This window comes from Aquabacterium sp. J223, assembly GCF_024666615.1.
In the GTDB taxonomy this organism is placed as follows: domain Bacteria; phylum Pseudomonadota; class Gammaproteobacteria; order Burkholderiales; family Burkholderiaceae_C; genus J223.
Genome location: NZ_CP088297.1, coordinates 3684412 through 3711324, shown reverse-complemented (window position 1 = coordinate 3711324; position 26913 = coordinate 3684412). Strand labels below are relative to the sequence as shown.

The 26913-nt window shown below is 71.8% G+C and carries 26 protein-coding genes and 4 pseudogenes; 21 read left to right on the top strand and 9 right to left on the bottom strand.

Annotated elements, in window-relative coordinates:
• Positions 1-25 precede the first annotated feature (25 nt).
• The 5 genes from ccoG (at position 26) to LRS07_RS17555 (ending at position 4133) form a co-directional block, all read left to right on the top strand.
• Positions 26-1471 carry a cytochrome c oxidase accessory protein CcoG gene (gene ccoG / locus LRS07_RS17575; RefSeq protein ID WP_260499238.1) on the top strand — a complete coding sequence of 482 codons (1446 nt, stop codon included), beginning with the start codon at positions 26-28 and terminating at the stop codon, positions 1469-1471.
• Positions 1472-1569: 98 nt separating this feature from the next.
• Positions 1570-1743: a hypothetical protein gene (locus LRS07_RS17570; RefSeq protein ID WP_260499237.1), complete on the top strand. Its 174-nt coding sequence runs from the start codon at positions 1570-1572 to the stop codon at positions 1741-1743.
• Complete coding sequence (locus LRS07_RS17565) at positions 1740-2018, top strand: hypothetical protein (protein WP_260499236.1); 279 nt, start codon at positions 1740-1742, stop codon at positions 2016-2018. The genes LRS07_RS17570 and LRS07_RS17565 overlap by 4 nt, the downstream gene beginning before the upstream one ends.
• A 64-nt stretch (positions 2019-2082) precedes the next feature.
• Positions 2083-3477, top strand: a complete 1395-nt coding sequence (gene hemN / locus LRS07_RS17560) for an oxygen-independent coproporphyrinogen III oxidase (protein WP_260499235.1) — start codon at positions 2083-2085, stop codon at positions 3475-3477.
• Positions 3477-4133, top strand: a complete 657-nt coding sequence (locus tag LRS07_RS17555; protein WP_260499234.1) for a sulfite exporter TauE/SafE family protein — start codon at positions 3477-3479, stop codon at positions 4131-4133. The genes hemN and LRS07_RS17555 overlap by 1 nt, the downstream gene beginning before the upstream one ends.
• A gap of 73 nt (positions 4134-4206) precedes the next feature.
• Here LRS07_RS17555 and LRS07_RS17550 read toward each other — a convergent pair whose 3' ends face one another.
• The 3 genes from LRS07_RS17550 to LRS07_RS17540 all read right to left on the bottom strand — a co-directional run bounded on the left by LRS07_RS17550 (position 4207) and on the right by LRS07_RS17540 (position 7829).
• The gene (locus tag LRS07_RS17550) at positions 4207-4782 is read right to left on the bottom strand and encodes a hemerythrin domain-containing protein (protein ID WP_260499233.1); all 576 of its coding nucleotides are present in this window, start codon (positions 4780-4782) and stop codon (positions 4207-4209) included.
• An 84-nt stretch (positions 4783-4866) separates the two neighbouring features.
• Positions 4867-5289, bottom strand: a complete 423-nt coding sequence (locus LRS07_RS17545) for a universal stress protein (RefSeq protein ID WP_260499232.1) — start codon at positions 5287-5289, stop codon at positions 4867-4869.
• A gap of 32 nt (positions 5290-5321) precedes the next feature.
• Entirely contained in the window at positions 5322-7829 is a 2508-nt protein-coding gene (locus LRS07_RS17540; RefSeq protein ID WP_260499231.1) for a cation-translocating P-type ATPase, read from the bottom strand.
• A 149-nt stretch (positions 7830-7978) separates the two neighbouring features.
• Between LRS07_RS17540 and LRS07_RS17535 the strand changes: the two genes are divergently transcribed.
• From LRS07_RS17535 to LRS07_RS17525, 3 genes are all read left to right on the top strand, one after another.
• Positions 7979-9040: a LysR substrate-binding domain-containing protein gene (locus LRS07_RS17535; RefSeq protein ID WP_260499230.1), complete on the top strand. Its 1062-nt coding sequence runs from the start codon at positions 7979-7981 to the stop codon at positions 9038-9040.
• Between the two features lie 120 nt (positions 9041-9160).
• Entirely contained in the window at positions 9161-9772 is a 612-nt protein-coding gene (locus LRS07_RS17530; RefSeq protein ID WP_260499229.1) for a carboxymuconolactone decarboxylase family protein, read from the top strand.
• A gap of 46 nt (positions 9773-9818) precedes the next feature.
• Positions 9819-10628: an amidohydrolase family protein gene (locus tag LRS07_RS17525; protein ID WP_260499228.1), complete on the top strand. Its 810-nt coding sequence runs from the start codon at positions 9819-9821 to the stop codon at positions 10626-10628.
• 4 nt (positions 10629-10632) lie between these two features.
• Here the strand turns inward: LRS07_RS17525 and LRS07_RS17520 are convergent, their stop codons facing one another.
• Genes LRS07_RS17520 through LRS07_RS17510 form a run of 3 tightly spaced genes read right to left on the bottom strand, consistent with a single transcriptional unit; the run spans position 10633 to position 13282 of the window.
• The gene (locus tag LRS07_RS17520) at positions 10633-11238 is read right to left on the bottom strand and encodes a glutathione S-transferase family protein (RefSeq protein WP_260499227.1); all 606 of its coding nucleotides are present in this window, start codon (positions 11236-11238) and stop codon (positions 10633-10635) included.
• Between the two features lie 2 nt (positions 11239-11240).
• Positions 11241-12506 carry a CaiB/BaiF CoA transferase family protein gene (locus tag LRS07_RS17515; RefSeq protein ID WP_260499226.1) on the bottom strand — a complete coding sequence of 422 codons (1266 nt, stop codon included), beginning with the start codon at positions 12504-12506 and terminating at the stop codon, positions 11241-11243.
• On the bottom strand, positions 12506-13282 hold the full coding sequence (locus LRS07_RS17510; protein WP_260499225.1) for an enoyl-CoA hydratase/isomerase family protein: 777 nt from the start codon (positions 13280-13282) through the stop codon (positions 12506-12508). Before LRS07_RS17510 ends, LRS07_RS17515 begins: the two co-directional genes overlap by 1 nt.
• A 191-nt stretch (positions 13283-13473) precedes the next feature.
• On the opposite strand from LRS07_RS17510, the gene LRS07_RS17505 reads away from it, so the two are divergent.
• The 7 genes and pseudogenes from LRS07_RS17505 to LRS07_RS17470 all read left to right on the top strand — a co-directional run bounded on the left by LRS07_RS17505 (position 13474) and on the right by LRS07_RS17470 (position 19436).
• On the top strand, positions 13474-14523 hold the full coding sequence (locus LRS07_RS17505; protein WP_260499224.1) for a porin: 1050 nt from the start codon (positions 13474-13476) through the stop codon (positions 14521-14523).
• Positions 14524-14525: 2 nt separating this feature from the next.
• The gene (locus LRS07_RS17500; protein ID WP_260499223.1) at positions 14526-14843 is read left to right on the top strand and encodes an alpha/beta fold hydrolase family protein; all 318 of its coding nucleotides are present in this window, start codon (positions 14526-14528) and stop codon (positions 14841-14843) included.
• Positions 14810-15412, top strand: a complete 603-nt coding sequence (locus LRS07_RS17495) for an alpha/beta fold hydrolase (protein ID WP_260499222.1) — start codon at positions 14810-14812, stop codon at positions 15410-15412. The genes LRS07_RS17500 and LRS07_RS17495 overlap by 34 nt, the downstream gene beginning before the upstream one ends.
• 137 nt (positions 15413-15549) lie before the next feature.
• A pseudogene (locus LRS07_RS22325) lies at positions 15550-16520 on the top strand (Bug family tripartite tricarboxylate transporter substrate binding protein).
• Complete coding sequence (gene fahA / locus LRS07_RS17480; protein WP_312028315.1) at positions 16478-17836, top strand: fumarylacetoacetase; 1359 nt, start codon at positions 16478-16480, stop codon at positions 17834-17836. Before LRS07_RS22325 ends, fahA (LRS07_RS17480) begins: the two are co-directional and overlap by 43 nt.
• Positions 17833-18606, top strand: coding sequence for a cyclase family protein (locus LRS07_RS17475; RefSeq protein ID WP_260499219.1), 774 nt, complete (start codon positions 17833-17835; stop codon positions 18604-18606). The genes fahA (LRS07_RS17480) and LRS07_RS17475 overlap by 4 nt, the downstream gene beginning before the upstream one ends.
• 233 nt (positions 18607-18839) lie before the next feature.
• On the top strand, positions 18840-19436 hold the full coding sequence (locus LRS07_RS17470; protein WP_260499218.1) for a TetR/AcrR family transcriptional regulator: 597 nt from the start codon (positions 18840-18842) through the stop codon (positions 19434-19436).
• Between the two features lie 153 nt (positions 19437-19589).
• Here the strand turns inward: LRS07_RS17470 and LRS07_RS22470 are convergent, their stop codons facing one another.
• Positions 19590-20057, bottom strand: coding sequence for a tripartite tricarboxylate transporter substrate-binding protein (locus LRS07_RS22470; protein ID WP_312028314.1), 468 nt, complete (start codon positions 20055-20057; stop codon positions 19590-19592).
• Between the two features lie 92 nt (positions 20058-20149).
• Positions 20150-20560: pseudogene (locus LRS07_RS22465) on the bottom strand (tripartite tricarboxylate transporter substrate-binding protein); the annotation flags it as partial.
• Positions 20561-20694: 134 nt separating this feature from the next.
• Between LRS07_RS22465 and LRS07_RS17460 the strand changes: the two are divergent.
• Complete coding sequence (locus tag LRS07_RS17460) at positions 20695-21513, top strand: cyclase family protein (protein ID WP_260502152.1); 819 nt, start codon at positions 20695-20697, stop codon at positions 21511-21513.
• Positions 21497-22872 (top strand): annotated as a pseudogene (gene fahA, locus LRS07_RS17455) (fumarylacetoacetase). Before LRS07_RS17460 ends, fahA (LRS07_RS17455) begins: the two are co-directional and overlap by 17 nt.
• 141 nt (positions 22873-23013) lie before the next feature.
• Here the strand turns inward: fahA (LRS07_RS17455) and LRS07_RS17450 are convergent.
• On the bottom strand, positions 23014-23766 hold the full coding sequence (locus LRS07_RS17450) for an IclR family transcriptional regulator (protein ID WP_260499217.1): 753 nt from the start codon (positions 23764-23766) through the stop codon (positions 23014-23016).
• A 133-nt stretch (positions 23767-23899) separates the two neighbouring features.
• Between LRS07_RS17450 and LRS07_RS17445 the strand changes: the two genes are divergently transcribed.
• The 4 genes and pseudogenes from LRS07_RS17445 (at position 23900) to LRS07_RS22070 (ending at position 26903) form a co-directional block, all read left to right on the top strand.
• Entirely contained in the window at positions 23900-24889 is a 990-nt protein-coding gene (locus LRS07_RS17445; protein WP_260499216.1) for a Bug family tripartite tricarboxylate transporter substrate binding protein, read from the top strand.
• Positions 24890-24896: 7 nt separating this feature from the next.
• On the top strand, positions 24897-25673 hold the full coding sequence (locus LRS07_RS17440) for an enoyl-CoA hydratase/isomerase family protein (RefSeq protein ID WP_260499215.1): 777 nt from the start codon (positions 24897-24899) through the stop codon (positions 25671-25673).
• Positions 25674-25684: 11 nt separating this feature from the next.
• A pseudogene (locus LRS07_RS22075) lies at positions 25685-26461 on the top strand (CaiB/BaiF CoA transferase family protein); the annotation flags it as partial.
• Positions 26462-26555: 94 nt separating this feature from the next.
• Positions 26556-26903, top strand: coding sequence for a CoA transferase (locus LRS07_RS22070; RefSeq protein WP_409450651.1), 348 nt, complete (start codon positions 26556-26558; stop codon positions 26901-26903).
• Positions 26904-26913: the final 10 nt, after the last annotated feature.

Sequence of the window (26913 nt, the reverse complement as noted above, 5' to 3'; positions counted from 1 at the left end):
GCGCGACGCCGACGCGGCCGGCACCATGATCCCGATCGTGCCCTCCGGTGCGGCCGGCGGCGGCGGCGAAACAGCGCGCGTCGTCTCGCTCTACCAGAAGGCGCCCACCATCTACGCCCGTGCGGTGCACGGCCGCTTCGCCCGCTGGCGCTGGGCCTTCGTGTGGCTGACGCAGCTCGTCTTCTACGGACTGCCGTGGCTCGGTTGGAACGGGCGCCAGGCCGTGCTCTTCGACCTGGAGGCGCGCCGCTTCTACCTCTTCGGCCTCGTGCTGTACCCGCAGGACTTCGTCTACCTGACGGCGCTGCTCGTGCTGTCGGCGCTGGGCCTGTTCCTGTTCACCGCGGTCGCCGGCAGGCTGTGGTGCGGCTACGCCTGTCCGCAGACGGTCTACACCGAGCTCTTCCAATGGGTCGAGCGCCGCATCGAGGGCGACCGCGTCGCGCGCATGCGGCTGGACGCGTCGCCGTGGGGCTGGAACCGCGTCTGGCGCAAGGGGGCCAAGCATGCGTGCTGGGTCGTGATCGGCCTGGTGACCGGCGTCACCTTCGTCGGCTACTTCACGCCGATCCGCGGGCTGCTGGGCGCCGTCGCGTCGTTGGACCTCGGGCCGTGGGAGACCTTCTGGTCGCTGTTCTACGGCGTCGCGACCTGGGGCAACGGCGGCTTCATGCGCGAGCAGGTGTGCAAGTACATGTGCCCTTACGCCCGCTTCCAGAGCGCGATGTTCGACCGCGACACGATGGTCATCGGCTACGACGCCGAGCGCGGCGAGCCGCGCGGCCCGCGCCCGCACAAGGCCGACCCGAGGGCGCGGGGCCTCGGCCACTGCGTGGATTGCACGCTGTGCGTGCAGGTCTGCCCGACCGGCATCGACATCCGCGACGGACTGCAGTACGAGTGCATCGGCTGCGCCGCCTGCATCGACGCCTGCGACGGCGTGATGGACAAGCTCGGCTACGCGCGCGGGCTGATCCGCTACGCGACCGAGAACGGCATCGCGGGCCGCTGGAGCCGCTCGCGGATGCTGGGGCGGGTGCTGCGTCCACGGGTGCTGGTGTATGCCGCCGTCGTGGGCGCCGGCGCGCTGGCCGTCGTCACCAGCCTGGCGCTGCGGGCCCCGTTCAGGGTCGACGTGCTGCGCGACCGCGGCGTGCTCGCGCGCAGCGTCGACGACGGCCGCATCGAGAACGTGTACCGGCTGCAGATCATGAACGCGACCGAGCGTGTGCAGCGGTATGCCGTCGCCGTCGAGGGCCTGCCCGGCCTGGCCGCCGTCGACGCGCCGACGGCCGAGGTCGGACCGGCGCAGGCGCGCTGGGTGCCCGTGCGCGTCCAACTGCCGGCCGACGCCGCCGCCGCGGCGAGCCGGGGCTCGAACCCGATCCGCTTCCGCGTCGAGCGGCTGGCCGAGGGTGCACAAGGCGCCAGCGTCGTGCTCGAGAAGTCGACCTTCATCGTGCCGCGTTGAACCCCGAAGGAGAGCGACCGTGAGCGAAGCCCGTTCGACCCCCACTCCCACCCCCACCCCCCGCCCCCGCCCCCGCCCCGAGCGCGTGGCGCGAGCCGATGGTGTGGCTGGTGTTCGCGCTGCCGGCCGCGGCGGTGGTCGCCAGCGTCGGCACGGCGGTCGTCGCGCTGGCGCGGCCCGACCCGGTGATCGCCGTCGCGGCGGGGCGCACCCCCGCGGTCCAGGGCCGCAACCATGCGGCCACCCCGGGCGCGACGGCGCCGCGGCGATGACACGGCGGCTGATGTGGATCGCCTGGCCGGCGTTCCTGGCGGCCGCCGTCGCCGAGATGCTGATCTTCGCCTTCGTCGATCCCGGCCGGCTGCACGGGCCCGACGGCGAGCCCCTCGGGTGGTCGCGCACCGCCGTCTACACGGGGGTGTTCGTCGCCCTGTGGGCGACGACGTTCGCCGCCAGTGCGCTGACCACGCTGCTCGCGGCGTCGCCTTTCGAGCAGGACCGTTGTCCGATGCCGCGCGCCCGGCGGCCGCCGGCCTGTCCGAAGTAGGGCGCTCGCAGCGCCGGTTGCGTTGGGTCAAGGTGGCCGCGCCGCCGGCCGCAGAGTCGTCGCCATGATCGACTCCACCACGTCCGCGCCGGCGGCGCGCGCCGCGACGGCGCTGCTGTCCGGGACCACCGCGCCGCGCTACACGTCGTACCCGACGGCCGACCGTTTCCGTGAGGACTTCGGGCCCGACGACTATGCGCGCGCGCTCGGCCAGCACGCCCGCGCTGCGCCGCGCCCGCTGTCGCTGTACGTTCACCTGCCGTTCTGCGAGTCGGTCTGCTACTACTGCGCGTGCAACAAGGTCGTCACGCGCGACCGTGGGCGGGCGGTCGAGTACCTGGCCGCGCTCGAAGCGGAGATCGAACTCCACGCGCGCCTGCTCGGCACGCGGGCCGCGGTCTCGCAGGTGCACTTCGGCGGCGGCACGCCGACCTTCCTCGACGACACCCAGCTCGCACGCCTGACGGAGGCGCTCGAGCGGGCGTTCGCGATCGCGCCGGGTGCCGAACGCGCCATCGAGATCGACCCCCGCACGGTGGACGCGGCTCGCCTGAGCGCGCTGGCCGGCCTGGGGTTCGACCGCCTGAGCTTCGGCGTGCAGGACTTCGACCCCGCGGTGCAGCAGGCGGTGCACCGCGTGCAGCCTTTCGAGTCGGTGGCGTCGCTGGTGCACGCGGCGCGCCGCATCGGCTTCGAGGCGATCAACGTCGACCTCATCTACGGGCTGCCGCGGCAGACGCCGTCGTCCTTCGCCCGCACGCTGGATCGCGTGCGGCGGCTGCGGCCGGACCGCATCGCGCTGTACGCCTATGCCCACCTGCCGGAGCGCTTCAAGCCGCAGCGCCGCATCGACGCCGCCGAGTTGCCGCCACCGGACGACAAGGTGGCGATGCTCCGCACGGCGATCGACACCTTCGTCGCGGTCGGCTACGACACCATCGGCATGGACCACTTCGCGCTCGGCCACGACGCGCTGGCGGTGGCCCGGCGGGAAGGCCGGCTGCAGCGGAACTTCCAGGGCTATGCCAGCCACACCGGCGGCGACCTGATCGGCCTGGGCGTCTCGGCGATCGGCCAGATCGGCGACTGCTATGCGCAGAACGCGAAGGCGCTGCCCGATTACCTCGACGCGGTGCGCGCCGGCCGCTTCGCCACCGAGCGGGGCCTCGCGCTCCAGGCCGACGACCGGCTGCGGCGCGACGTGATCATGTCGATCATGTGCCGCGGACGGCTGGTGTACGCGGCGGTCGAAGCCGCGCACGCCATCGACTTCCGCAGCACGTTCGCCGACGAGCTGGTGCGGCTTCGCGCCCTGGCCGGGCGCGGCTGGGTCGAATTCGAAGCGGGCGGCTTCAGCGTCACGCCGGCCGGCTGGTACGCGGTGCGCGCGGTGGCCGCGGTGTTCGACCGCCACCTGCAGGCGGCGGGTGGCCGGGGCGCCCACTCGCGCATCGCCTGATGTCGACCGGACTGATCGCCGCGGCCGCGCTGGCCGGCGCCGTCGGCAGCCCGCACTGCGTGGCCATGTGCGGCGCGGCCTGCGCCGGCCTCGGCGGCACACGCGCCCGTGCGGCGGCCTTCCAGGCCGGCAGGCTGGTCGGTTATGCGCTGCTCGGCGCGATGGCGGCCGGCCTGGCCGGCGGCCTGCAATGGATGGCGAACCACGCCGCACCGCTCAAGCCGCTGTGGGCCATGTTCCATGTGGCGGCCATCGTGCTCGGCGCGAGCCTGATCCGGCTCGGCGCGCAGCCGGCGTGGCTGGATCGAGGCGCCCAGGCGGCGTGGCGCGCGCTGCGCGTGCGCACGCTGGGCCTCGACCCGGCACGCTGGCCGGCGCTGGCCGGTGCGCTGTGGGCGCTGCTGCCCTGCGGCCTGCTCTACTCGGCGCTGATGCTGGCGGCGCTGGCCGACGGGCCGCTGCACGGCGCGGCCGTGATGGCGGCATTCGCCGCCACGTCGGGCGGCGGCCTGCAGTTTGGCGCGTCGTTGTGGCGACGCTGGGGCTTGAACGGCGGCCGCATGGGCGTGCGCGTGTCCGGGGCGGCGCTCGCCGCGGGGTCGGCGTGGGCGCTGTTCCGAGGCGTCTGGCCCGGGCTCGCCGAGCGGTGCGGCTGAGGTCGGGCCGCATCGCCCGGCCGTGCGATGGGCCTGGGCGTGGTCGCGGCGGCCGGCGTCGCGGTCCCGGGCGTCACCGTGGCGCGCAAGGCGTGACGCTGGCGAGGGTCCGGAACAGCGCTGCATACTGGGCTTCCGGCTCGGCGCCGGCAAGTGCGTCTCGGTGCGTGCCGAACGCGCGTTCGAGGATCAGCCAGTCGGCCGCGCCGAAGCACCGTTCGGCCAGGGGCAGCACCGCGGTCTCCTCGACGCGCATGTGGTTGAGGTAGAACTCGACGTACTCGTCGAGCGCCCGTTCGAACGCGGGCCGGCGCGCTTCGCCGAGCAGTTCCCACGCCGTCAGCAGGTGCTCCAGCTCGCGCACGCGCCTCGCGCCGCTGGCGTGGTCACCGTCGAGCTGCTTCAGCACCGCGTCGGCTTCGGAGGTCAACTCGCGAAGCCGGGGGAAGAGCATCGTCGTTTCCTTCACGTGGTGCAGGCGTTCCGGAAACTCGTCGACGTAGAACAGCATCGCGCGCAGGCACCTGAAGTCGGGGGCGCGGTTGCGGTGGCGGGCGTCGCGCACCAGCAGCAGCAGGGCGTGCAGCACCGAGGCGAGCGCGGCGTGCTCGTCGCGGATGATCCTCAGCGCGGCGGTGGTGTCGGCCATCTCGAGGGTCTCCGGGGTCCACGGCGGCGGCGATGGCCTGCTGCGCCAGCCGGCCGCGGCGTGGGCTGGGCGCGGCCGCGGAGCCTATCGGACGATCAGCACGGGCACCCGGCACGAGGCCAACACCTGTTGCGTCACCGAGCCCATCACCAGGCTGCCGACCGCCGAGTGGCCGTGGGACCCCATCGCGACCAGGTCGTAGCGGTCGCCGGTCGCGGCCTTGGCGATCTCGTTGCCGGCACGTCCGACGGGCGCGCGGGTGTCGAATCGCCAGCCGTGGCGGCGCGCGAACTCGGCGACGGGATCGAGCACCGCCTTCGCGGTGTCGGTGTAGTGGCCGTCGATGCTGGACGGCTCGATGTGGTGCGTCGCGATCGGGGGCAGCGGCGGCACGACGGCGATGAAGGTGTACGACACCTCCTTCGCCAGCAACTCGTCGTGGGTTGCCAGCCATGCCAGCAGTCGCTTCGTGTAGTCGCTGCCATCGACGGCGACGAGGATCTTCATGGTCGTCCTCCGCGAGCGGGGTTGCGACCATCCTAGGATGCGGTGCGCACGGGCGTTTGCGCTGGATCAAGCCGGCGTCCCGCCGTCGTCCTCAGCAGCGCGACCGCCACCGCGATGCACCCCAGCATCGCCGCCGCGACGGGCGCCGACGGCAGCGCGATGCGGAACACGTCGCGCAGCGCCGGCACGGCGAGCACCGTGCCCCAGGCGGCCAGCGTGGCGCCGACGACGCTCCACAGCACCCCGTTCGGCGCCGCCACCGCCGCGGCGCGGTTGTGGAGGATCAATGCGACGTTGAGCAGCACGATCGAGGTGACGACGACCGCCCGCGTCGCCGCCTCCCCGGCGCCGGCGGCGACGCAGGCCGCGAACGCGCCGACGCTTCCGCCCAGCGCCAGCAGGCCCTGCAGCGCGGCCTGCGCGAACTGCCGCCGTCCCAGCACGTGCTCGTGCACCGGCCGGGGCGGCTGCGCCATCGGATCGCCGCCGTCGGGTTCGGCTTCGAACGCGAGCGAGCACGCCGGGTCGATGACGAACTCGAGGAACATCACGTGCAGCGGCAGCAGCAGCGGCGGCGCGCCGACGAGCAGGGGCAGCAGCGACGCGCCGACGAGCGGCACGTGCACCGCCAGCACGTAGAGCAGTGCCTGCCGGAGGTTGGCGAAGATGCGCCGGCCCTGGCGGATGGCGGCCACCAGCGAGCCGAAGTCGTCGTTCAGCAGCACCAGCGACGCCGCCTCGCGCGCCACGTCCGATCCGCGCTGGCCCATCGCCACGCCGATGTGGGCGGCACGCAGCGCCGGCGCGTCGTTGACGCCGTCGCCGGTCATCGCGACAACGTGGCCGTTGCGCTGCAGGGCCTGCACGAGGCGCAGCTTCAGCAGCGGCGTGGCGCGCGCCACGGCATGCAGCGACGGCAGTCGCTCGTCCAGCGCCGAATCGCTGCAGGCGGCGAGCTCGGCGCCCTCCACGACGCGCGGCTCGTCGGCGATGCCGGCCGCGCGCGCGATCGCCGCCGCGGTGGCCGGATGGTCGCCGGTGATCATCAGCAGGCGGATGCCGGCGCGACGGCAGTCCCGTACCGCGGTCGGCACCTCGGGTCGCAGCGGGTCCTCGAAGGCGAGCAGCCCGACGAAGCGCCAGGCGACGTCGACGAGCTCGGCCGGCGCCTGCTCGCCGTCGTGGTGGGCCGCCGCCACGCCGAGCACGCGCAGGCCGTCGGCGGCGAGTCGCCGTGCCGCCTCGACCACGCGCTCGCGCGCGCCCGGCTCGAGCGTGCAGACCGCGAGCACGTGCTCCGGGGCGCCCTTGGCGGCGAGGGTCCACCCGTCGTCGAGCGACCAGGCGTGGCCGACGACGAGGCGCTCGCTCGCCATCGCGTAGCGCCGCCGCAGCCGCGCCGCGGGTGGCAGTTGGACTGATGTCCCGGCCCAGGCACGACAGGCCTGGTCCATCGGATCGGCCGGCTCCGGCTCGCTGGCGAGCGCCGCGGTCCGGGCGAGGTCGCGCGCGGCCTCGCCGGGCGCGACGGCGCCGTCGACCGCCGTGATCGACGCATCGGCCGTCGCGATGCGGGCCAGGCGCATGCGGTTGCGGGTGAGGGTGCCGGTCTTGTCCACCGCCAGCAGCGTGGCCGCGCCGAGCGCCTCGATGGCACCGGTGCGCCGGGTCAGCACCTGCGCCGCGGTGAGCCGCCGCGCGCCAAGCGCCAGAAAGACCGTGATGACGAGCGGAAACTCCTCGGGCAGCACGGCCATGGCCAGCGTCAGCGCGCGCAGCACCCCCTCGCTCCAACGGCCATCGATCACCCCGTGGCCGAGCGCCAGCAGCAGCGACAGCCCGAGGCCCAGGGCGCCGAACAGGCGCGCCAGCTGGCGCGTGTCGCGCTGCAGCGGCGTGACGGCGTCGTCGAGGCCGTGCAGCGCCTCGCCGATGCGGCCGACCTCGGTCCGCGTCGCGACCGCGGTGACCACCGCTTCGCCGCGGCCGGCGAGGACCAGCGTGTTCGCGTACAGCACGGAGCGCGGCGCCGCCGGCGTGGTGCCGTCCGGCGCGAACTTGTCCACCGGCACCGCTTCGCCCGTGAGCAGCGATTCGTCGACCCGCAGGTTGTGCGCGCGGACCAGGCGGGCGTCGGCGGCGAGGCGATCGCCTTCGGCGACGACGACGACGTCGCCCACCACCAGCTCGCGCGAGGGCACGCGCCGCAGCGTGCCGTCGCGCAGCACCAGCGCGCGCGGGCTGGACAGGCTGCGCAGGGCGAGCAGCACGCGCTCGGTGCGGTACTGCTGCGCCACCGTGATCGCCGCGGCGGCGACGGCCGACGCGACCAGGGCGATGGCGTCGCCGCGCTCGCCGAGCCACGCATACAGCGCGGCGGCGGTGAACAGCAGCAGGAAGAGCGGCTCGCGCAGCAGCGCCGCCAGCGCGTGCAGCACGCTGCTGCCTTGCGTGGTCGGCGCTTCGTTCGGCCCGTCGCGACGCAGCCGCGCGGCGGCTTCGGCCTCGCTGAGGCCGCGACGGGGTGCTGGCTCGGTCATCGGTCGGGCCCCAGGGTCAGGCGTCGTCCCAACGCGAGTCTGTCGGGACGGCCCGGCCGCGCCCTGATCCAGCGCAAGCCCGCCATGCGCCCATGCGACGATGGGCTGGTCGCGGCCGGCGCGCCGTTTGCGCTGCTCCGCCATCCGGGGTGACCCTGAAGGGTCCATCCAGGGTGGCGGCACCGCAGGTTCCCCTGTCGGGCGCACCGCAGCGTTGCACAATGCCGCCGGTGACGAGCAAAGCCACGCCCTTCCGGCTCAACCTCGCCGGCGACCTGCTGCGATGGCGGATGTTCGTCGCCATCGGCGAGATGGGCAGCCTCACGCGCGCGGCGTTGTTCCTGGACTCCAACCCGTCGCTGTTGAGTCGGCAACTGAACGCGCTGGAGCGCGATTGCGGTGCCCGCCTCTTCACCCGCACCGGCCGCGGCGTCGAGCTTTCGGACCTGGGTCAGCGCATCTTCCCTCGTGTCAAGGCGTTGCTCGCCGACGCCGCCCAGCTGGAAGACGACATCGTCGGCGCGGCCCGCGAACCGGCCGGCGTGGTGGCGCTGGGCGTGCTGCCGTCGATCGGCAACACCCTGGTCGACCGTCTCTTCGGGGTCCTGCGTCAGCGGTACCCGGGCGTCATGCTGCGGGTCTTCGAGGGTTCCAGCGGGCAGGTCGAGGAATGGCTGGCCGACGCGCGGATCGACATCGCCATCCTCTACCGGTACGGCAGCCACCTCCCGGATGGTGAGGAGGCGCTGGCCATCGTGGACAGCTACCTCGTCGGCCGGCCGGGAGGGCCGCTCACCGCCACGGGCGAGGTGGCCTTCGACGCGCTCCACGAGCTTCCCTTCATCCTGCCCGGGGCCCCCAACGGCCTGCGCAATGCGCTCGACACGCTGGCGCGGCAGCGCCACCTGTCGCTGGTGCCGGTGATCGAGGCGGACTCGCTGCCGCTCCAGAAGCTGCTGGTGGCCCGCGAGAGCCTGTACACGGTGCTACCGCTCCACGCCGTGTGGCAGGAGGTCGTCGATGGCCGGCTTCAGGCGGCGCGCATCGTCGATCCGCCGTTGCAACGCACCGTGTCCATGGCGTTCTCGCGAGCCAAGGGGCCGGCACGGGCGGTGTCCGCGGTCGCCGCGGAGATCGTGCGCAGCGTGCGCGAGATGGCCGACTACGGCATGTGGCGGCACGACGCCGAGGCGGTGACCGGCGCCAAGTGACGTCCGTCCTCGCCGCCCGGCGGCGGGTGATGATCGGGGCGGCACGGCTGGTTTGCGTTGGGGGTGGTGGATGGCGGGCGGAAGGTCCCCTAAGCTCATCGTCTTGCTTCGACACGCCCCATGCCGCGATTGCCCCTGCCCACGGTTGACACCTTCACGCCCGAACAGCGTGCCGTGCACGACCAGGTGGTGGCCGGCCGCCGGGGTCGCGTGGTCGGCCCGTTGCGCGCGGCGCTGCACAACCCCGAGCTGGCGAGCCGCTGGCAGGCGCTGGGCGAACTGCTGCGCTACGGCACGTCGTTGCCGCCGCAGCTGTCGGAGCTGGCGATCCTGGTCACGGCGGTGGCCTGCCGTTCACCCTTCGAGTGGCACGTGCACCGGGAAGAGGCCGAGCGTGCGGGCCTGCCGGCGGCGGTGATCGAGGCGCTGCTGGACGAGCGCGAACCGCCCGGGTTGGACGAGCCGGCGCAGGCGGTGCACCGCTACGCCGTGGAGCTCAACCATCACCGCACCGTGTCCGACACCACCCATGCCCGGGCCCGTGCGGTGCTGGGCGACAAGGGGGTGGTCGAGCTCACCGCGCTGGTGGGTTACTACACGCTCGTCGCGATGACGCTGAACGCGCACGAGATCCCCTTGCCCGATGGCGCCGCCCCGGCCTTTCCGCTGCCGCAACACGTGCGCGGCCACCCGGTGTGCGCCGACGGGGACGTGCCGGAGGCCAGGCCCTGAGCGCTTCCTCGATGAGTCCTGCGCTGCTGAAGGGCGAGACGTCCACATGATCCGTTGGGACTGCCACGCCCACCTCTTCGGTCCTTACGACCGCTTCCCGTTGGCCGCGGAGCGCAGCTACACGCCGCCGGAGGCGACGCTGGCGCAGTACGAGGCCGTGCTGGCGCGTCAGGCGCTGACGGGCGGCGTCCTGGTGCAACCCAGCGCCTACGGTGGCGACGCATCGCTGCTGATGCATGCGCTGTCGCGCCGGCCGCTGCTGCGGGGCGTGCTCGTGGCGCGCGCCGGCACGGCGCTGGACCTGGCGGCGCTGCGCCGCCGCGGGGTGCGTGCGCTGCGCTTCAGCCAGCGCAGCGGACAGGACGCGAACTTCACCGGGAGCGCCGGTGTCGACGACCTGATGGCGCTGGCACCGCGATTGGCCGATGCCGGCCTGCATGCCGAGCTGTGGACCGACCATGGCGCGCTCGTCGCGCTGGCGCCGTTGCTGAGAACGATGCCGGTGCCGGTGGTGATCGACCACCTCGGCGGCTTCGACGCCCGCGCCGGCCTGGACCAGCCCGGCTTCGTCGCGCTGCGGCGGCTGCTGGCGGGCGGCCATGTGCACGTGAAGCTGACGGCGTACCGCAACCTGCTGCCCCTGGGCGATGCGCTGTCCGAGGTGGGCGCGCCGTTCGTTCAGGCCCTTCTGCAGGACGACCCCACCCGCCTGCTGTGGGGCAGCGACTGGCCGCATCTGCGGGTGTCGCCCGTGCCGGACGCCGTCGCCCTGCAGGCCCAGATGCGGCGCTGGGTGGGCGACGAGGCGTCATGGCAGCGCATCCTCGGCGCCAACGCCCAGGCGTTGTACGGCTGAGGGATCAGCCGTCCGTCGCCTCGGTGGCGCGAAACGATGGCCGTTCGGACAGCGTCGCGAACCAGCCGGCCAGGCGCGGTGCGTCGCCGCGCCAGTCCATGGCACCGAAGCGGAAGTCCAGATAGCCCAGCGCACAGCCGATGGCCACGTGGCCGATGCCGAAGGGTGCGGCGTCCATGGCCGCGGCCTCGCGGTCCAGCTGCTGCAGCGCCGCGCGCGCCTTCACGGTGAGCGACTCGATGAGCTCGGCCAGCGGCTGCGCGCGCTCGCGCTCGTTGCGCCACAGGATGAGCAGGTCGAGCAGGCCGTCGCCCAGCGCCTGCCACCGCAGCGCCTGCCAGCGCGCCGCGCCCCCGCGGGGGAACAGCGAGCCGCCGGCCATCTCGTCCAGGTACTCGCAGATCACCGCCGAGTCGAACAGCGTGCCGCCGTCGTCCAGCACCAGGGTCGGGATCTTGGACAACGGGTTGTCCCGCATCAGATCGGGGTTGGGCCGCAGCATGACGGCCACCGTGCGGACCCGCTGCAGCCGCCCTTCCAGGCCCAGCTCGTGGGCGCACACCATCACCTTGCGCACGTAGGGCGACTTGGGCGACCAATGCAGCCGCATGCTCAGATCACCTCCCTGGCCCGCAGGTCGGCGATGCGCTCGTTCGCATAGCCCAGCTCCGCGAGGATCTGCTCGCTGTGCTGGCCCAGCCCCGGGGGCACGCGGCGCGGTGCGGGCGGTCGGCCGCCGAAACGCATCGGGCTGGACACCAGCGGCAACGATGCGCCGCTGGGATGTGCCACCTTCTGCAGCATGCCGCGGGCGACCACCTGCGGGTCGGCAAAGACCTGCGCCACGTTGTTGATCGGGCCGCACGGCACGCCGACGGCGTCGAGCGCGTTGATCAGCGCCTCCCGCGGCCAGCGCACGAACGCCTCGCGCAGCAGTGGCGACAGCGTCGCGAGGTTGCGCACGCGCTGCGCGTTGGTGGCGAACCGCTCGTCCAGCGCCCAGTCCGGCCGCTGCAGCACGTCGCACAGGCGACTGAACTGGCCGTCGTTGCCCACCACCAGGATGAACTCGCCGTCGGCGCAGGCATAGACGTCCTGCGGCTGGATGTTGGGATGCGCATTGCCGTTGCGACGCGGCACGTTCCCGCTGACCAGGTAGTTCATGGCCTGGTTGGCCAGCGCGGCTACCTGCACGTCCAGCATGCCGATGTCGATCGTCTCGCCCTGGCCGCTGCGTTCTCGACGCGCCAGCGCGGCCAGCACCGCCACCGCGGCGTACATCCCGGTCATCAGGTCGACGATGGGGACGCCCACCTTCTGGGCCCCGGCACCTGGGCGGCCATCGCGCTCGCCGGTCACGCTCATCAGCCCGCCCATGGCCTGGATGAGGAAGTCGTAGGCCGGCTGGTCGCGCCGCGGGCCGGTTTGGCCGAAGCCGGTGACCGAGCAGTACACCAGGCGCGGGTTCACCGCATGCAGCGACGCCGCGTCCAGGCCGTAGCGTGCCAGCGTGCCGGCCTTGTAGTTCTCCAGCACCACGTCGCTGCGTGCCGCCAGCTCGCGCACGATGCGCTGCCCCTCGGGCTTGTCCAGCGCCACGGTGATGGAGCGCTTTCCGCTGTTGACGGCCAGGTAGTAGCCGGCCTCGCGGGTGTCGCGGCCGTCCGCATCCTTCAGGAACGGCGGGCCCCAACTGCGGGTGTCGTCGCCGCTGCCCGGACGCTCCACCTTGATCACGTCGGCGCCCAGGTCGGCCAGCACCTGTCCGGCCCATGGGGCGGCCAGGATCCGGCTCAGGTCGAGCACGCGCACATGCGACAGCAGGCCGGCGCCGGCTTCGCCCCCGGCGGCAGCAGGGGCGTGGAAGAGGTCGCCCATCATCGGCCCGAGAACACCGCGGGACGCTTCTCCCGGAAGGCCGCCTGCGCCTCGCGCGCGTCGTCGGTCTTGGCCAGCATCGCGGTCATGTCCTGCTCGTAGCGGTAGCCGTCGCGCAGGCTCAGTTCCTCGATGACATTGAGCGTGTGCTTGCCCAGCCGGGTGGACAGCGGGCTCTTGGCGGCCACCGTGCGCGCGATCTCGAGTGCGGTGGGCAGCAGCGCCTCGGACGGCACGCAGGCCTCGACCACGCCCAGCCGGTAGAGCTCTTCGCCGCTCAGGCGCATGCCGGTGAGCGCGAGGCGCCGCAGGCGTGAATGCCCGAACAGGCGCATGGCATGGCGGCCGCCCCCCAGCAGGCCGACGTCCACCTCGGGCAGGCCGAGCGAGGCCGTCTCGGCGGCGACCAGGATGTCGGCCGACGCCACCATGGCCAGCCCCGACCCAAGCGCGGGGCCGTTGATCGCCGCGATGACCGGTTGTGCGGCCTCGCGGATGGCGTGAAAGCACTCGCGGGTGCGCCGCGAATGGGCGGGCAGGTCGCCCGGTCCGCGCAGGACCTCGGCACGGCCCTTGAGATCGGCGCCCGCACAGAAGACCCGGCCGTGGCCGGTGAGCACGATGGCACGGACCGCGTCCGTCTCGCTCAGCCGGTCCAGCGCCAGCGTCAGCTCGTCGTTGAGGGTGCGTGTCAGCGCGTTGACCGGCGGGCTGTCCAGCGTCAGCACCGCGACATGGTCCTCGATGGCCAGCCGCAGCTGGGTGTAGTCGTGCATTCGTCCTGTCTCCTGTGGCCGGGGGGCGCTCTCGTTGGACGACCAGTCTAGGCCGCCGCTTGCGGCAAGCGGCTGCAAACCAGCCTTGTCGTGAGCGGCATGTGCAGAGCGACCGTGGGCCGTTAGCGTGCCGCCCCGTCGGCCGACGCTCGACTGCACGGCACGACGCACACCAACGAGGAGGCAAACTCTTGAAAACCCTTGCGAACCCCATCGCTCGCAGCGCCCTGTCTGCGTCCCTCGCGCTGTTCGCCATCGGCGCTCAGGCGCAGGCCAGCAGCGTCACCGTGTTCGGCGTGGCGGACGCTTCCGTGCGGCAGACCCGCGTGCAGGGCGACTCGGCCGTCAACTCGCTGGCCTCCGGCGGTGTCGCCGGCAGCCGGCTCGGCGTGCGAGGTGTCGAGGACCTCGGCGGCGGGCTTTCGGCGCAGTTCTGGCTGGAATCGGACATCGCGCTGGACACCGGCGCGGCCAACGCCACGTCGTTCTGGAGCCGCCGCGCCACGCTGGCGCTGGCCTCGCGTGACTGGGGCGAGCTGCGGGTGGGCCGCGACTACGTGCCGCTGTTCGTCCGCCAGTACGTGCCGTTCTCGCCGTTCGGGCCCAACGGCGTGGCCTCCAACGGAAGCCTGTTCTTCGGCACCCCGTCGCTGTTGGGATCGGGCTCCGGCGCCGGCGTGCGGGCCGACAACATGGTCAAGTACATCCTGCCGGCCCAGCGGCTCGGCGGCTTCTACGGCGACCTCATGGTCAGCGCCGGCGAAGGCCGCAACGTGAACAAGCACCGCGGCGCGCTGGTCGGTTATGCCTCGGGACCGGTCAACGTCAACGTCGGCTTCGGCGACACCGACGACACCGCCGGCACCGACCGCATCCGACTGCGGTCGGTGGGCGGCGCCTACGACTTCGGCGTGGTGCGGCTGACCGCGCTGCTGCAGGACGGCCGCTACAAGCAGCGCCGCCAGCGCACGCTGGACGTGGGGGCCGCGGTGCCCGTGGGTGCCGGCACCGTCAAGGCGAGCATCATCCGCGCCGACCAGTCCGGCGGTGGCACCGACGCCAACGACGCCACCCAGCTCAGCGTGGGCTACACGCATGCGCTGTCCAAGCGCTCGTTGCTCTACGGCACCTTCTCGCGCATCGACAACCGGGGCACCCAGGTGTTCGGTCTCGGTGGTGTGACACCGGCGGCGGGCCGCGACATTCGCGGCGTCGAGGTCGGCATCAGCCACCTGTTCTGAACATGCCCAGGCTCGTCAAACCCCCGAGCGGCCCGCGCCGCCGCACCGTCGCGGCACTGGCGGCGGTCGCCGCCGGCGCGGCGATGCTGGCCGGCTGCGCCACGCCGCCGCCGTCTGCCCGCGAACTGCTGGTCGAGGGCGGACGTCGCGTCGACGTGCGCATCGACGGCCGCGGACCCGCCGTCGTGCTGCTGCCCTCGTCACTGCGCGACTCGTTGGACTTCGATCCGCTCGCCCGGCGCTTGGCAGGTGCCGGCTTCCGGGTGCTGCGACCGCAGCCCCCGGCATGGGCGACAGCAGCCCGCCGCCGCCCGGCATGACGCTGGACACCCTGGCGAACGACGTGGCGTTGACGATCCGTCGCCTGGCCGACGGGCCGGCGGTCGTGGTCGGCCATGCCTACGGCCACTGGGTGGCGCGGGTGACGGACCTGCGCCATCCATCGCTGGTGCGCGGCGTGGTGGTGCTGGGCGCCGCGGCGAAGGAGTTCCCGCCGGGGCTGGTCGAGCAACTCGCCATCGCCTCCGATCCCGCACAACCGGAGGCACGGCGCCTGCAGGCGCTGCAGGCGTCGATGTTCGCGCCCGGTCACGACCCGCGGCCATGGTTGGAGGGCTGGTACCCCCAGTGGCGCACCGCCTACCGCCAGGCCGGGCAGCAGCCACCGAAGGACGTCTGGTTCGGCCGCACCCATTCACCCATCCTCGACCTGCAGGGCGCACAGGACCCATGGCGGCCGCTTGCCACCCGAAACGAGCTGAAGGACCTGCTGCCCGACCGCGTCACGGTGCAGGTGATCGAGCATGCCAGCCATGCCCTGGTGCCGGAGCAGCCGAAAGCGGTGGCCGATGCCATCGTCGGCTGGATCGGCCGACTGCCGCCGCGCTGAGCGCGCGGAGCAACACAGGCTTGACCGCCGGGACATGGCGGCATCGACGGGACCCCGCTTAGCATGACCGCGGCGGGGCACCGACACCGACACCACCGGTTCCCTCGCCATCGAACAACAGAACCACTGGAGACACCATGCTGTTCCACCGCGCCGCACGCCGGCTGCTGTCCGCGCTGCTGTTAGCCGCCGTCGCCACCCAGGCGCAGGCCGCCTATCCGAGCCGTCCGGTACGTCTCATTGTCCCGTTCGCCGCCGGCGGGCCCGTCGATGTGCTGGCACGGGCGATCGGTGCGCATCTGTCGCGGACCACCGGTCAGCAGTTCATCGTCGACAACCGGCCTGGTGGCGGCTCCATCATCGCCTGGGACAGCGTGGCCAAGGCGGCGCCGGACGGCCACACGCTGCTCGTCGCCGGGGTGGGCAGCCGCACCATCCTGCCGTCGTTGGCCACGCTGCCCTTTGACCCTGCGCAGGACCTGGTGGCGGTCACACGGCTGGCCGACGCGGCGAACGTCTTCGTCGCGCACCCGGGCAGCGGGCTGAAGACGCTGCCCGACCTGGTGAGCCGGGCAAAGGCACAGCCGGGCAAGGTCAGCATCGCCATCCCGGCCCCGGCGACCGTCACCCACTTCGCCGCGACGCTGCTGCAGCGCGACGCCGGCATCGCGCTCAACGAAGTGCCGTACAAGGGGGTGCGCCGGCGGCCCAGGCGGTGGTGGGTGGTGAGGTGGAGGCCATGGTGGCCGACATCGGTGCCGTGCTTGGCCAGGCACAGGCCGGGCGCGTGGTGGTCCTGGCGACGGCCACGTCGAAGCGCCTGCCCGTGCTGCCGCAGGTGCCCACCACGACGGAAGCTGGGCTGCCCAACATCGTGGCGGTCAACGTCTACGGCCTGTTCGCGCCGGCCGGCACGCCCCGGGACCTGGTGGCGCGCCTCAATGCGCTGGCGGTCGAGGCCATGCAGGCGCCTGAGGTGCGGGAGAACATCGCGAAAGTGGGCATGCAGGCGGAAACGAGCAGCCCCGAGGCCTTCGAGACCTACCTGCGCGAGCAGACGCAGAAGTGGGCTCCGCTGGCCAAGGCCAGTGGCGTGCGGCTGAACTGACGAGGACCGAATGCTCGACCACACCCACGACCCGCAGGCGCGCAGCTGGGTGCCCGGCGCCAACGACAAAGAGACCCCCCTTCCCGCTGCAGAACCTGCCGCTGGGCTGTGTCGATGACCGATTGGCCGTCGCCATCGGGGACCGCTGGCTGGACCTGCGGGCCGCCGCCGAGGCCGGCCTCCTCGCGACGTTGCCGTCGACGGTGGCGCAAGCGCTGCGGGCGCCGAAGCTGAACCCGCTCTTCGGGCTGGGTCGGCCCGCGATGTCGGCGTTGCGGCATGCGCTGTTCGACCTGCTGCGCGAAGGCCATGGGCACGCCCATCGCGCGGCGGACTGCCTGCGCCCGCTGCCCTCGGCGCGGCCGGCGCTGCCCTGCGACGTCGGCGACTACACCGACTTCTTCGCCTCGCTCAACCATGCACGCAACACGTTCGAGCTGTTCCGTGCCGGCCAGGCCTTTCTGCCCAACTACAAGCACCTCCCCATCGCCTACCACGGCCGGGCGTCCACGGTGTTCGCCGCGCCCTTCGACGTGCGCCGTCCGGTGTCGCAGATCAGGCCGGAGGCCGACAAGGACCCGCTGACCGCGCCTTCACGCAAGCTCGACTTCGAGATCGAGCTGGGCTTCTGGATCGGCAAAGGCAATGCACATGGCGACGCGATCCCGCTGGACACGGCGGAGGAGCACATCGCGGGCGTCTGCCTGCTCAACGACTGGTCGGCGCGCGACGTGCAGGCCTGGGAATCACAGCCGCTGGGGCCGTTCCTCAGCAAGAATTTCGCGACCGTTGTGTCGCCCTGGGTGGTGACGCTCGACGCGCTGGCGCCGTTCCGCGTTCCCCCGCCGGCGCGCGACGACACCGATCCCGCGCCGCAGGGGTATCTGTCCGGCTCGCTCAACGACGCGGAGGGTGCGTTCGACATCGAGATCGAGACCCGCCTGCAGACTCGAGAGATGCGCGAGCTCGGCCTGGCGCCGACCGTGGTGGCGCACGCCAATGCCGCCCGCGACCTGTGGTGGACCGTGGCGCAGATGGTGGCCCATCACACCGTGGGTGGTTGCCACCTGCGGCCGGGCGACCTGCTGGGCAGCGGCACCATCTCCGGTGCCACGCCGGGCAGCGAAGGCAGCCTGCTCGAGCGCACGTGGAACGGCGCCTGGCCACTGGCGTTGCCCGGTGGCGAGTCACGCCGATTCCTGGAGGACGATGACGACGTGCTGATCGAGGCGTGGTGCGAGGCCCCTGGTCGGCGGCGCATCGGCTTGGGACAATGCCGCGGCCGGGTCCTGCCCGCACGCAAGGCGACGACATGAGCCGCATCATCGACATCTCCATCCCGCTCGAAAACGACGTCCTCTCCGACCCGCCTCACCTGGCGCCGAAGATCCAGTACATCGAGCACCGCGGCGCGGTGGACTCGATGTTGAAGTACTTCCCCGGCGCCACCGCCGATGACCTGCCCGACGGCGCGGCGTGGGCGTTCGAGCGGGTGCAGCTCAACACGCACAACGGCACGCACCTCGACGCGCCATGGCACTTCCATCCGACGATGAGCCGCGGTGAACGGGCGCTCACCATCGACGAGGTCCCGCTGGAATGGTGCTTCCAGCGCGGGGTCAAGCTGGACTTTCGGCACCTGCCCGACGGGCATGTGGTGAGTGCGGCCGAAGTCGATGCGGCGCTGGCGAGCATCGGCCACGTTCTCGAGCCGCTGGACATCGTCGTGGTCAACACCGCGGCCGGCGCGCGCTATGGCCACGACGACTACGTCGATTCCGGCTGCGGCATGGGGTATGAGGCCACCATGTACCTGCTCGAGCGGGGTGTGCGCCTGACCGGCACCGACGCCTGGAGCTGGGACGCCCCCTTCCGGTACACGGTCGAGAAGTTCGCGGCCAGCGGCGACGCGAGCCTGATATGGGAGGGCCACAAGGCCGGCCGCCACATCGGCTACTGCCATCTGGAGAAACTCGGCAACCTGGCCGCGCTGCCTCCGACGGGCTTCCGCATCGCCTGCTTCCCGGTGAAGATCAAGGGGGCTTCGGCCGGCTGGACGCGTGCGGTCGCCATCTTCGACGAATGACCCGTGCAGGGCGGTTCGATCGCAGGCCGGTCCTTGATCGGGGACCGGCACAGGGTCCCCGTGCGCAAGAATGGGGCGCCTCGTCTGCCGCCCCCGTCATGCCTGCGAAAAGAACGCCCTCCCTCCCGGCCGCCGACGGATCAAAGCGCCGGGCGGCCGCGCCCCGACGCGCCAGCGTCGGACGCACCGCGGCGCCGCGCGAGGCCCAGCCGGACCGGCGCACGAGCATCCTCATGGCGGCGGAGAAGCTCTTCGCGCTTCGCGGGTTTCACGCCGTGTCGATCCGGGACATCGCCGGCGAGGCGGACGTCCCGATCGGCCTCGTCGGCTACTACTACGGCGCCAAGCACGAGCTCTACCACGCCATCTTCGAGTCCTGGGCGCCGACGATGGCGGCCCGGCTGGACGCCTTGCGCCTGTCCTGCGAGGAGCCGGATCCGAGTACCCGGTTGAATCGCATCTTGGAGGCCTTCGTGGGTCCCATCTTGGACCTGCACCAGCACCCCAAAGGGCAGTACTACGCGCTGATGGCGGCCCGGGATCTCGTGGCGCCCACGCCGGAAGCGGACCGCGTGCACCGGGAGTTCTTCGATCCCTTGGCCAACGCCTTCATCGACGGGTTGATGACCACGGTCCCGAACGCCAGCCGTGGCCGGGTGGCATGGTGCTACCAGTTCACGCTGGGCGCGTTGCTGCACTTCCTCACCGACCAGCGCGTCGAGCGGCTCTCGAACGCCGAGAACCGGGCGTCCGACCCGGCTGCCAAGGTTGAACTGCTGACCTTCATCGGTGGCGGCTGCCAGGCCCTGCTGGGCGTGAGCCGGAAGTAGCCGCATCCGCAACGGGCAGCGTGAGCCGCTGGGTGCGATGGCCTCGGGCGGCGCTGCCACACGACCGCCGTCAAGGGCGGCGCCGGGTGTCCCGCCCGACGATTGCCGTCGATCAGCCGGAAGGCTCGGCCGTGCCGAAGGCGGCCGATCGGTTCACTGCTCCGGCGTGAAGCCCACGCGCTTGACGATGGGCCCCCAGGCAAGGTGTTCTCTTTCGATGGAACGGGCCAGGTCCGCCGGCGGGGCCAGGTCCACTTCCAAACCGTAGTGCCCCAGCGCCTCGGAGGTTTCGGGGCCGGCCAGCGCGGCCCGGATGGCCGTCGAGGCCCGCTGCACCACCTCGGCCGATGCCTTGCCGGGCAGGAGGAAACCGTACCACTCGACCTGCTCGATGGCCTTGTAGCCCTGTTCGGTGAAGGTGGGCACGTCGGGAAGGAAGCGCGAGCGCTTGGGGCCCGACGTGGCCAGCACCCGCAACCTGCCCGAGCGCACGTGCGGCAGGTAGTCCCCGATGGGCCCGCTGAAGGCGGAAATCTGGCCGCCCAGCAGGTCCTGGATGCCGGGCACCGTGCCGCGGTAAGGCACATGGTTGAGGTCGACGCCGCTTTCCTTCTCCAGCAAGGCACCCACGTAGTGGGGGAGGGGAACCCGCGCCTGGGGGAGCCGTAGCTCCCGCGGTCCGGGTTCGCCTTCGCCCAAGCGAGGAAGTCCTTCACCGTCTTCACCGAATCGGGAACCGCAGGACCGACGCCGAAGCCGAACACCACGGTGGTGGCGCCGCACACAGGCGTCACGTCCTCGATGCGGTAGGTCAGCTTCGGGTACAGGTGCGGGTACAGCGTGATCATCGCCGCCGGCGTGATCAACAGAGTCGATCCGTCGTTGGGGCTGCGGCGCAGTTCATCCACTGCCAGCCGGCCGCCGGCGCCGGGACGGTTCTCCACCAACGCGACTTTCGCGTAGCTGCCGCGAAGTTTGTCGGCCACGCGGCGCGCGACGACATCCAACGTGCCACCGGGAGGGAAACCGGTGAGGATGCGCACGGTGTCGATGGCCTGTGCACGGGCGACGTGGCTCAGCGGTGCAAGCAGGGCGGCAGAGATCAGGTGGCGGCGCAGGAGCATGGCAGGTCGGCAACGGAGGTTGGTGCGACGGGATGATGCTGCATGTTTGTACGGTCGTACAATAGATGGTTGTACGAATGTTCAACCTCGAGCGGCGGCAGGTTCAATGCTTGCGCATATCCCCGATCGTGACCATGCCCAGACGCTTCATCGACCTTTCCATCTACCTTGAAAACGAGGTCGCTTCGGACCCGCCGGGACTGGAGCCGCACATCCAGTACTTTGCGCACGACAGCAGCTACGAGCAGATTGCCCCTTTTTTTCCTGGGCTTCGCAAGGAGGACCTTCCCGATGGCGAAGGCTGGGCGGTGGAACTGGTTCGGCTGTCGACGCACAACGGTACGCACCTCGACGCGCCCTATCACTTCCACAGCACCATGGACAAGGCCCTGGGCGCGCAGCGCTCGGCCATCTCCATCGACGAGGTGCCGTTGGAGTGGTGTTTCCAACCCGGCGTGAAGCTTGATTTCCGCCATTTCGAGGACGGCTATGTCGTCACCGCGGCCGACGTGGACGCGGAACTGGCCCGCATCCAGCACCGACTCAAGCCGCTGGAGATTGTCATGGTCAACACGAGCGCGGGCCAGCGCTATGGCCAACGCGACTACGTCAGCGCCGGCTGCGGGATGGGGCGTGAGGCGACGCTGTACCTGCTGGAGCGTGGTGTTCGCCTGACCGGCACCGACGCCTGGAGTTGGGACGCTCCCTTCGTGCACACGGCCAAGAAGTATCGCGAGACCGGCGATGCATCCCTCATATGGGAGGGCCACAAGGCAGGCCGCGACATCGGCTACTGCCACCTGGAGAAGCTGCACAATCTCGAGTCGTTGCCGGCGCATGGCTTCTACGTCAGCTGCTTCCCCCACAAGATCCGCGGTGCCTCCGCGGGCTGGACCCGTGCGGTGGCCATCTTCGACGATGCCCTGACCGCGGCGGATGCGGCGGCGTCCTGAAATACCGGAGCACCCATTGCTGACCGGCATCGACTTCACGCACGACCCCGGCGCCCGCAGCTGGGTCGTGTCCGCCAACGCGGCGGAGACCGACTTTCCACTGCAGAACCTGCCACACGGGGTCTTCCGCCGCCGCGGGCGTCACGAGGCCTGGCGGGGTGGTGTGGCGATCGGTGCGCAGGTCCTGGACCTGGCCGCCGTCGTGGCGTCCGGCCGTTTGTCGGACGGGTTGGAGCGCACCGCGATCGAGGCTGCATCGCGGGACTCGCTGAACTCGTTGATGGCGTTGGGGCGACCCGCCTGGCGCGCGCTCAGGGCGCTGCTGTTTCGCCTGCTGCGTGACGGTGCGCAGGAAGCCGTCTGGCTGTCGGAATGCCTCGTGCCGCAGGACGAGGTCGAGTTTGCACTGCCGGCACAGGTGCGCAACTACACCGACTTCTTCACGTCGCGCCACCACATGCTGAATGCGGGCCGGATCTTCCAGCCCAATGCGGGGCCGCTCGAAAACTTCGGGTGGCTGCCGATTGCCTACCATGGCCGCGCATCGACGGTCGAGGTCAGCGGCGCGGACTTCGCTCGACCGCGGGGCATCACGGTGGATGGGGAAGGTCGCGTGGGGTTCGGCCCGACGAAGGCGCTCGACTACGAACTGGAACTGGGTGCCTGGATCGGCCCCGGAAACCATCGGGGAGCGCCGATCGCCGTTGCCGATGCCGAAGAACACCTCTTCGGACTCACGCTGCTCAACGACTGGTCGGCGCGTGACGTGCAGCGCTTCGAGGCCCTTCCGCTCGGCCCGTTCCTGGCGAAGAACTTCCTGACGACCGTCTCGCCCTGGATCGTGACACTGGAGGCGCTGGCGCCCTTCCGCTGCGCCTTGCCGCGCGAGCCGGGGATCCGCCCACGCTGCCGCACCTGAGGACCGCCGAGCCACGGCCTGGCATCGATCTGCAACTGCAGGCGCTGCTGCGAACCGCGACCGGCGGTCCGGTGGAGATGCCGCTGTCGCGCAGCAGCTTCCGCCACTGCCATTGGTCGCTGTCACAGATGGTCGCTCACCACACCGAAGGCGGCTGCAGCCTGTTGCCGGGAGATCTGCTCGGAACTGGAACGCAAAGCGGTCCGGTGGACGGCGAGCAGGGGTGCCTGCTGGAACTGACGCAGAACGGACGTCGACCGCTGACGCTGCCCACCGGTGAGTCGCGTGGTTATCTCGAGGATGGCGACACCGTCATCCTGCGCGCCTGGGCCGAAAGCCCGGGGCGGCGTCGCATCGGCTTCGGCGAGTGCAGGGGAACGGTGTCACCGCCTCGTCCTCCGGTCGCGGACACGCCGTCCCATGGCGCCAGCAGGGGGTGACCTGTGCCGTGAGCCCATGAGCGGCGCATGGCTGGCGCGCATCGGCCGGCCGCATGTCGGCGCCGGCCGCGGGTTCGACGAGGGGTAGGGCGGGGGCCTCGAGGGCCGAGACCCCCGCGCCAGGACGAGGGCCGGCGCCGCTCAGCCAGCCGATGCCAAGCGGATCGGCTCCACGGCATGGCGCAGCACCGCCACCAGGTGGTCGCGCTCGGCCTCGATCTCGCGCAGCGGACCGCCCACGCTCAGGCTCATCGGTTCCCGGTCCCGTGCCACCGGGATCAGCACCGCCAGCGCCGCCGCACCGGCCATCGACGTGCCCAACGAAATCGCGTGGCCGCTTCGGCGCACCTGCGCGATCTCCCGCCGCACGGCGTCGAACGCCAGCCGCTGCGCAGGGTCCGCCTCCAGTGCGTTGGCCTTGCGCAGCAGCATGGCCATCTCGCGTTCCGAGATCGTGGTCAGCAGCACCTTGCCGGCCGCGCTGCGGAAGAGCGGCCTCAGCGACCCGGTCTTGGCGATGAAGCGGCCTTCGCGCGTGGCCTGCAGCACGTGCAGGTAGCGCACCTGGACGCCGCGGCGCGTCCCGATCATCACGGTGTGGCCGGTGCGCTCGAGCACGCTTTCCATCAGGCGCAGCAGGTTGTGCTCGCTGTACAGATGCTCCTGCAGCCAGGCGGTGGCCAGCGCGATGCGCACGTTCGGAACGTACATCCCGGTGCGCCCGTCATGGTCGAAGAAGCCGGTGTCGGCCAGACCCTTCAGCAGCACCGACGTGCTGGACTGCGGCCAGCCCAGGGCCTGCGCGATGACGCCGACCCCCGCCGGACGGCGCTCCTCGGCGAAGAACTCCAGCAGTTCGAGCACCCGCTGCGCGGATTTCACCGGTGGTGCCATGGCATCTCATCCGAGAAGTTGAATCACGAATGTGATTCTGCGCGCCGAACGGCGGCCGGCGGGCATGCTCCGCGTCGTCGTGCACCGCCCTGCTGCCGGGTGCGCGGTCGACATCAGACCAGAGGAGACATTCATGCCGGACATCAAGCCGATCGCCATCGCGCGCCGCCCGTTGCTGCTGGGAACCTTGCTGTGGGCCGCGTCCGGCGCGGCCATGGCCCAGCCGGCCTATCCGGAAAAGCCGGTTCGCCTGGTCGTGCCCTACGCGCCGGGTGCGGCCGCCGACCAACTCGGCCGTGCGGTCAGCGAGCGCCTCGCCCAGGCGCTGGGCCAGCCGGTGGTGGTGGACAACCGGGCGGGCGCCGGCGGCACGCTCGGGTCCGACAACGTGGCCAAGGCGGCGCCCGACGGCTACTCGATCGTCCTGGGCACCGACGCCTCGCACGCCACCAACATCTTCGTGGCCAAGCGGTTTCCGTACGACCCCATCAAGAGCTTCACGCCCATCGCCCCGGCGGCCATCAACCACATCGTGCTGGTGGTCCACCCGTCGCTGCCGGTGAAGTCCGTGGCGGAGCTGATCGCCTATGCCAAGGCCCATCCGAACAAGCTCAGCTTCGGCAGTTCCGGCCCGGGGTCGGCCCACCACCTGGCGGGTGAACTGCTCAAGGAGACGGCGGGCATCGACATGGTCCACGTCGCCTACAAGGGCGGCGGGCCGGCGATGACGGACCTGCTGGGCAACAACATCCCGATGGTGTTCGCCAGCATGGCCACGGCGCGGCCGCACATCGATGCCGGCAAGGTGCGGGCGCTGGCGGTGGTGGAGGGCAAGCGGTTCCATGGCCTGCCGAACCTGCCGACGGTCGGTGAAACCGTTCCCGGTTACGCCATCGAGTCGTGGTTCGCCTTCTTCGGGCCGGCCGGGATGCCGCCGGCCGTCACCGCCCGGCTCAACGGCGAGATCAACAGGGCGCTGGCCCAGCCGGCGCTGCGCGAGGGTCTGGAAAAGGCCGGCATGTCGGCCACGGGCGGCAAGGCCGAAGACCTCGCGGCGTTCCTGCGGACCGAGCTCGCACGTCGCGAAAAGCTGGTGAAGGCGGCCGGCATCGAGCCGGAGTGAGCCCGCCATGAGCGAAGGGCACATCCCCGGTCTCGAGGTCGACGGCCCGGTGGCCACGATCCGCCTGCGCCGGCCGGCGCAGCGCAACAGCCTGCGCGACGAGGACCTGCGTGCGCTGCTGACCATGTTCGGCCAGCTCGACGCCGACCCGGCGGTGCGCGTCGTCGTGCTGACGGGTGAGACCACGGCGCAGAAGCGCCCGGTGTTCTGCGCCGGCTACCACGTCGCCGGCTTCGACGACGCCACCCACGACCCGCAGCTGTTCGAGCGCGTGCCCGATGCGCTCGAGCGCCTGCGCCCGATCACCGTGTGCGCGCTCAACGGCAGCGTCTACGGCGGCGCCACCGACCTGGTGCTGGCCTGCGACCTGCGCCTGGCGCTGGCCGGCTGCGAATGGCGCATGCCGGCCGCGGCGCTGGGCCTGCACTACTACCCCAGCGGCCTGCGGCGCTATGTCTCCCGCCTCGGCCTGGCCGGCGCGAAGCGGGCCTTCCTGACCGCGCAGGCGTTGCCGGTGGAGGCGCTGGCCGCGTCGGGGCTTTTCGAATCGGTCGTCCCCGCCGAGGCCTTCGACGGCGCCCTCGCGTCGCTGGTCGGCACCGTGGCCGCGCTGGCCCCGCTGGCGGCGCAGGCCACCAAGCAGTCGCTCAACGAGATCGCCGCCGGCCGGGCCGACGAGGCCGCTTGGCGCGCCCGCGAGCAACTGACCCAGCGCAGCGCCGATTTCGCCGAAGGCCGTGCCGCCTTCGCCGAGCGCCGTCCGCCGCGCTTCACCGGTCGTTGAAAGGACCCAGCATGCCCGTCGCCCAAGCCCACCGGCCGCTCGCCGGCGTTCGTGTCGTCGAGATGGCGCAGATCATGGCCGGTCCCACCTGCGGGATGATGCTGGCCGACCTCGGCGCCGAGGTCATCAAGATCGAGAAGTTCCCCGGTGGCGACGACGCGCGCCAGTACCAGAAGCCCGGCGACAGCGCGATGCCGCCGTCGTTTCGCATGATCAACCGCGGCAAACGCTCGCTGGCGCTGGACGTGCGGACGCCCGAAGGCAAAGCCGTGCTGCTGCGCCTGGTCAAGGAAGCGGACGTGCTGACCGAGAACTTCCGCTCCGGCGTCATGGAGCGGCTGGGGCTGGGCTACGAGGACCTCAAGGCCGTCAACCCGGCGCTCATCTACTGCTCGATCACCGGTTACGGCCGCGTCGGGCCGATGGCGCGCGTCGGCGGTTTCGACCTCATCCTGCAGGCCTTCAGCGGCATCATCGACGCCACGGGGGAGCCCGAGCGAGACCCGGTCAAGCCGGGCGTGTCGCTGGCCGACACCAACGCCGGCATCCTGGCTGCGCTGGCCATCCTCTCGGCCTATGTGCACCGCCTGAAGACCGGCGAAGGGCAGCACGTCAGCACCTCGCTGCTGCAGGCCGCGATGCAGCAGACCTACTGGCTCGCCGCCAACTACTTCTCCAGCGGACGCGAGACGCAGCGGCTGGGCACCGCGCACTCGCTGATCGCGCCCTACCAGGTGTTCAAGGCGGCCGACGGGCGCATCGTCATCGGCGCCGGCAACCCCAAGGCGTGGCAGGGCGCCTGCCAGGTGCTGGGCCACCCCCGAATGGGTCACCGACCCCCGGTTCGACCATCCGCAGCGACGGGTCCAGCACCGGCTCGAGCTGCAGGACCTGATCGAAGCGGAACTGGCCAAGGCCCCGGTCGCGGACTGGTGCGCCCGCTTCGACGCCGCCGGCGTGCCCGCCGGGCCGGTGAACAGCGCGGGCCAGGCGCTCGAGCACCCGCAGGTGCGCGCGGTCGGCATGGTGATCGACGTGCCCGACGGCGAGGGCGGCATGGCGCGGGGCATCGGCAACCCGATCACCCTGAACGGCAAGGCCGAAGCGGCCACCACGCCGGCGCCCAAGGTCGGCGAGCACAGCCGTGCCGTGCTGCGGGAGCTCGGGCTGTCGCACGCGGAGATCGACGGCCTCGTGGCGGCCGGCGTGGTGCAGGTCGCGGGTCACTGACGCAGCGGTC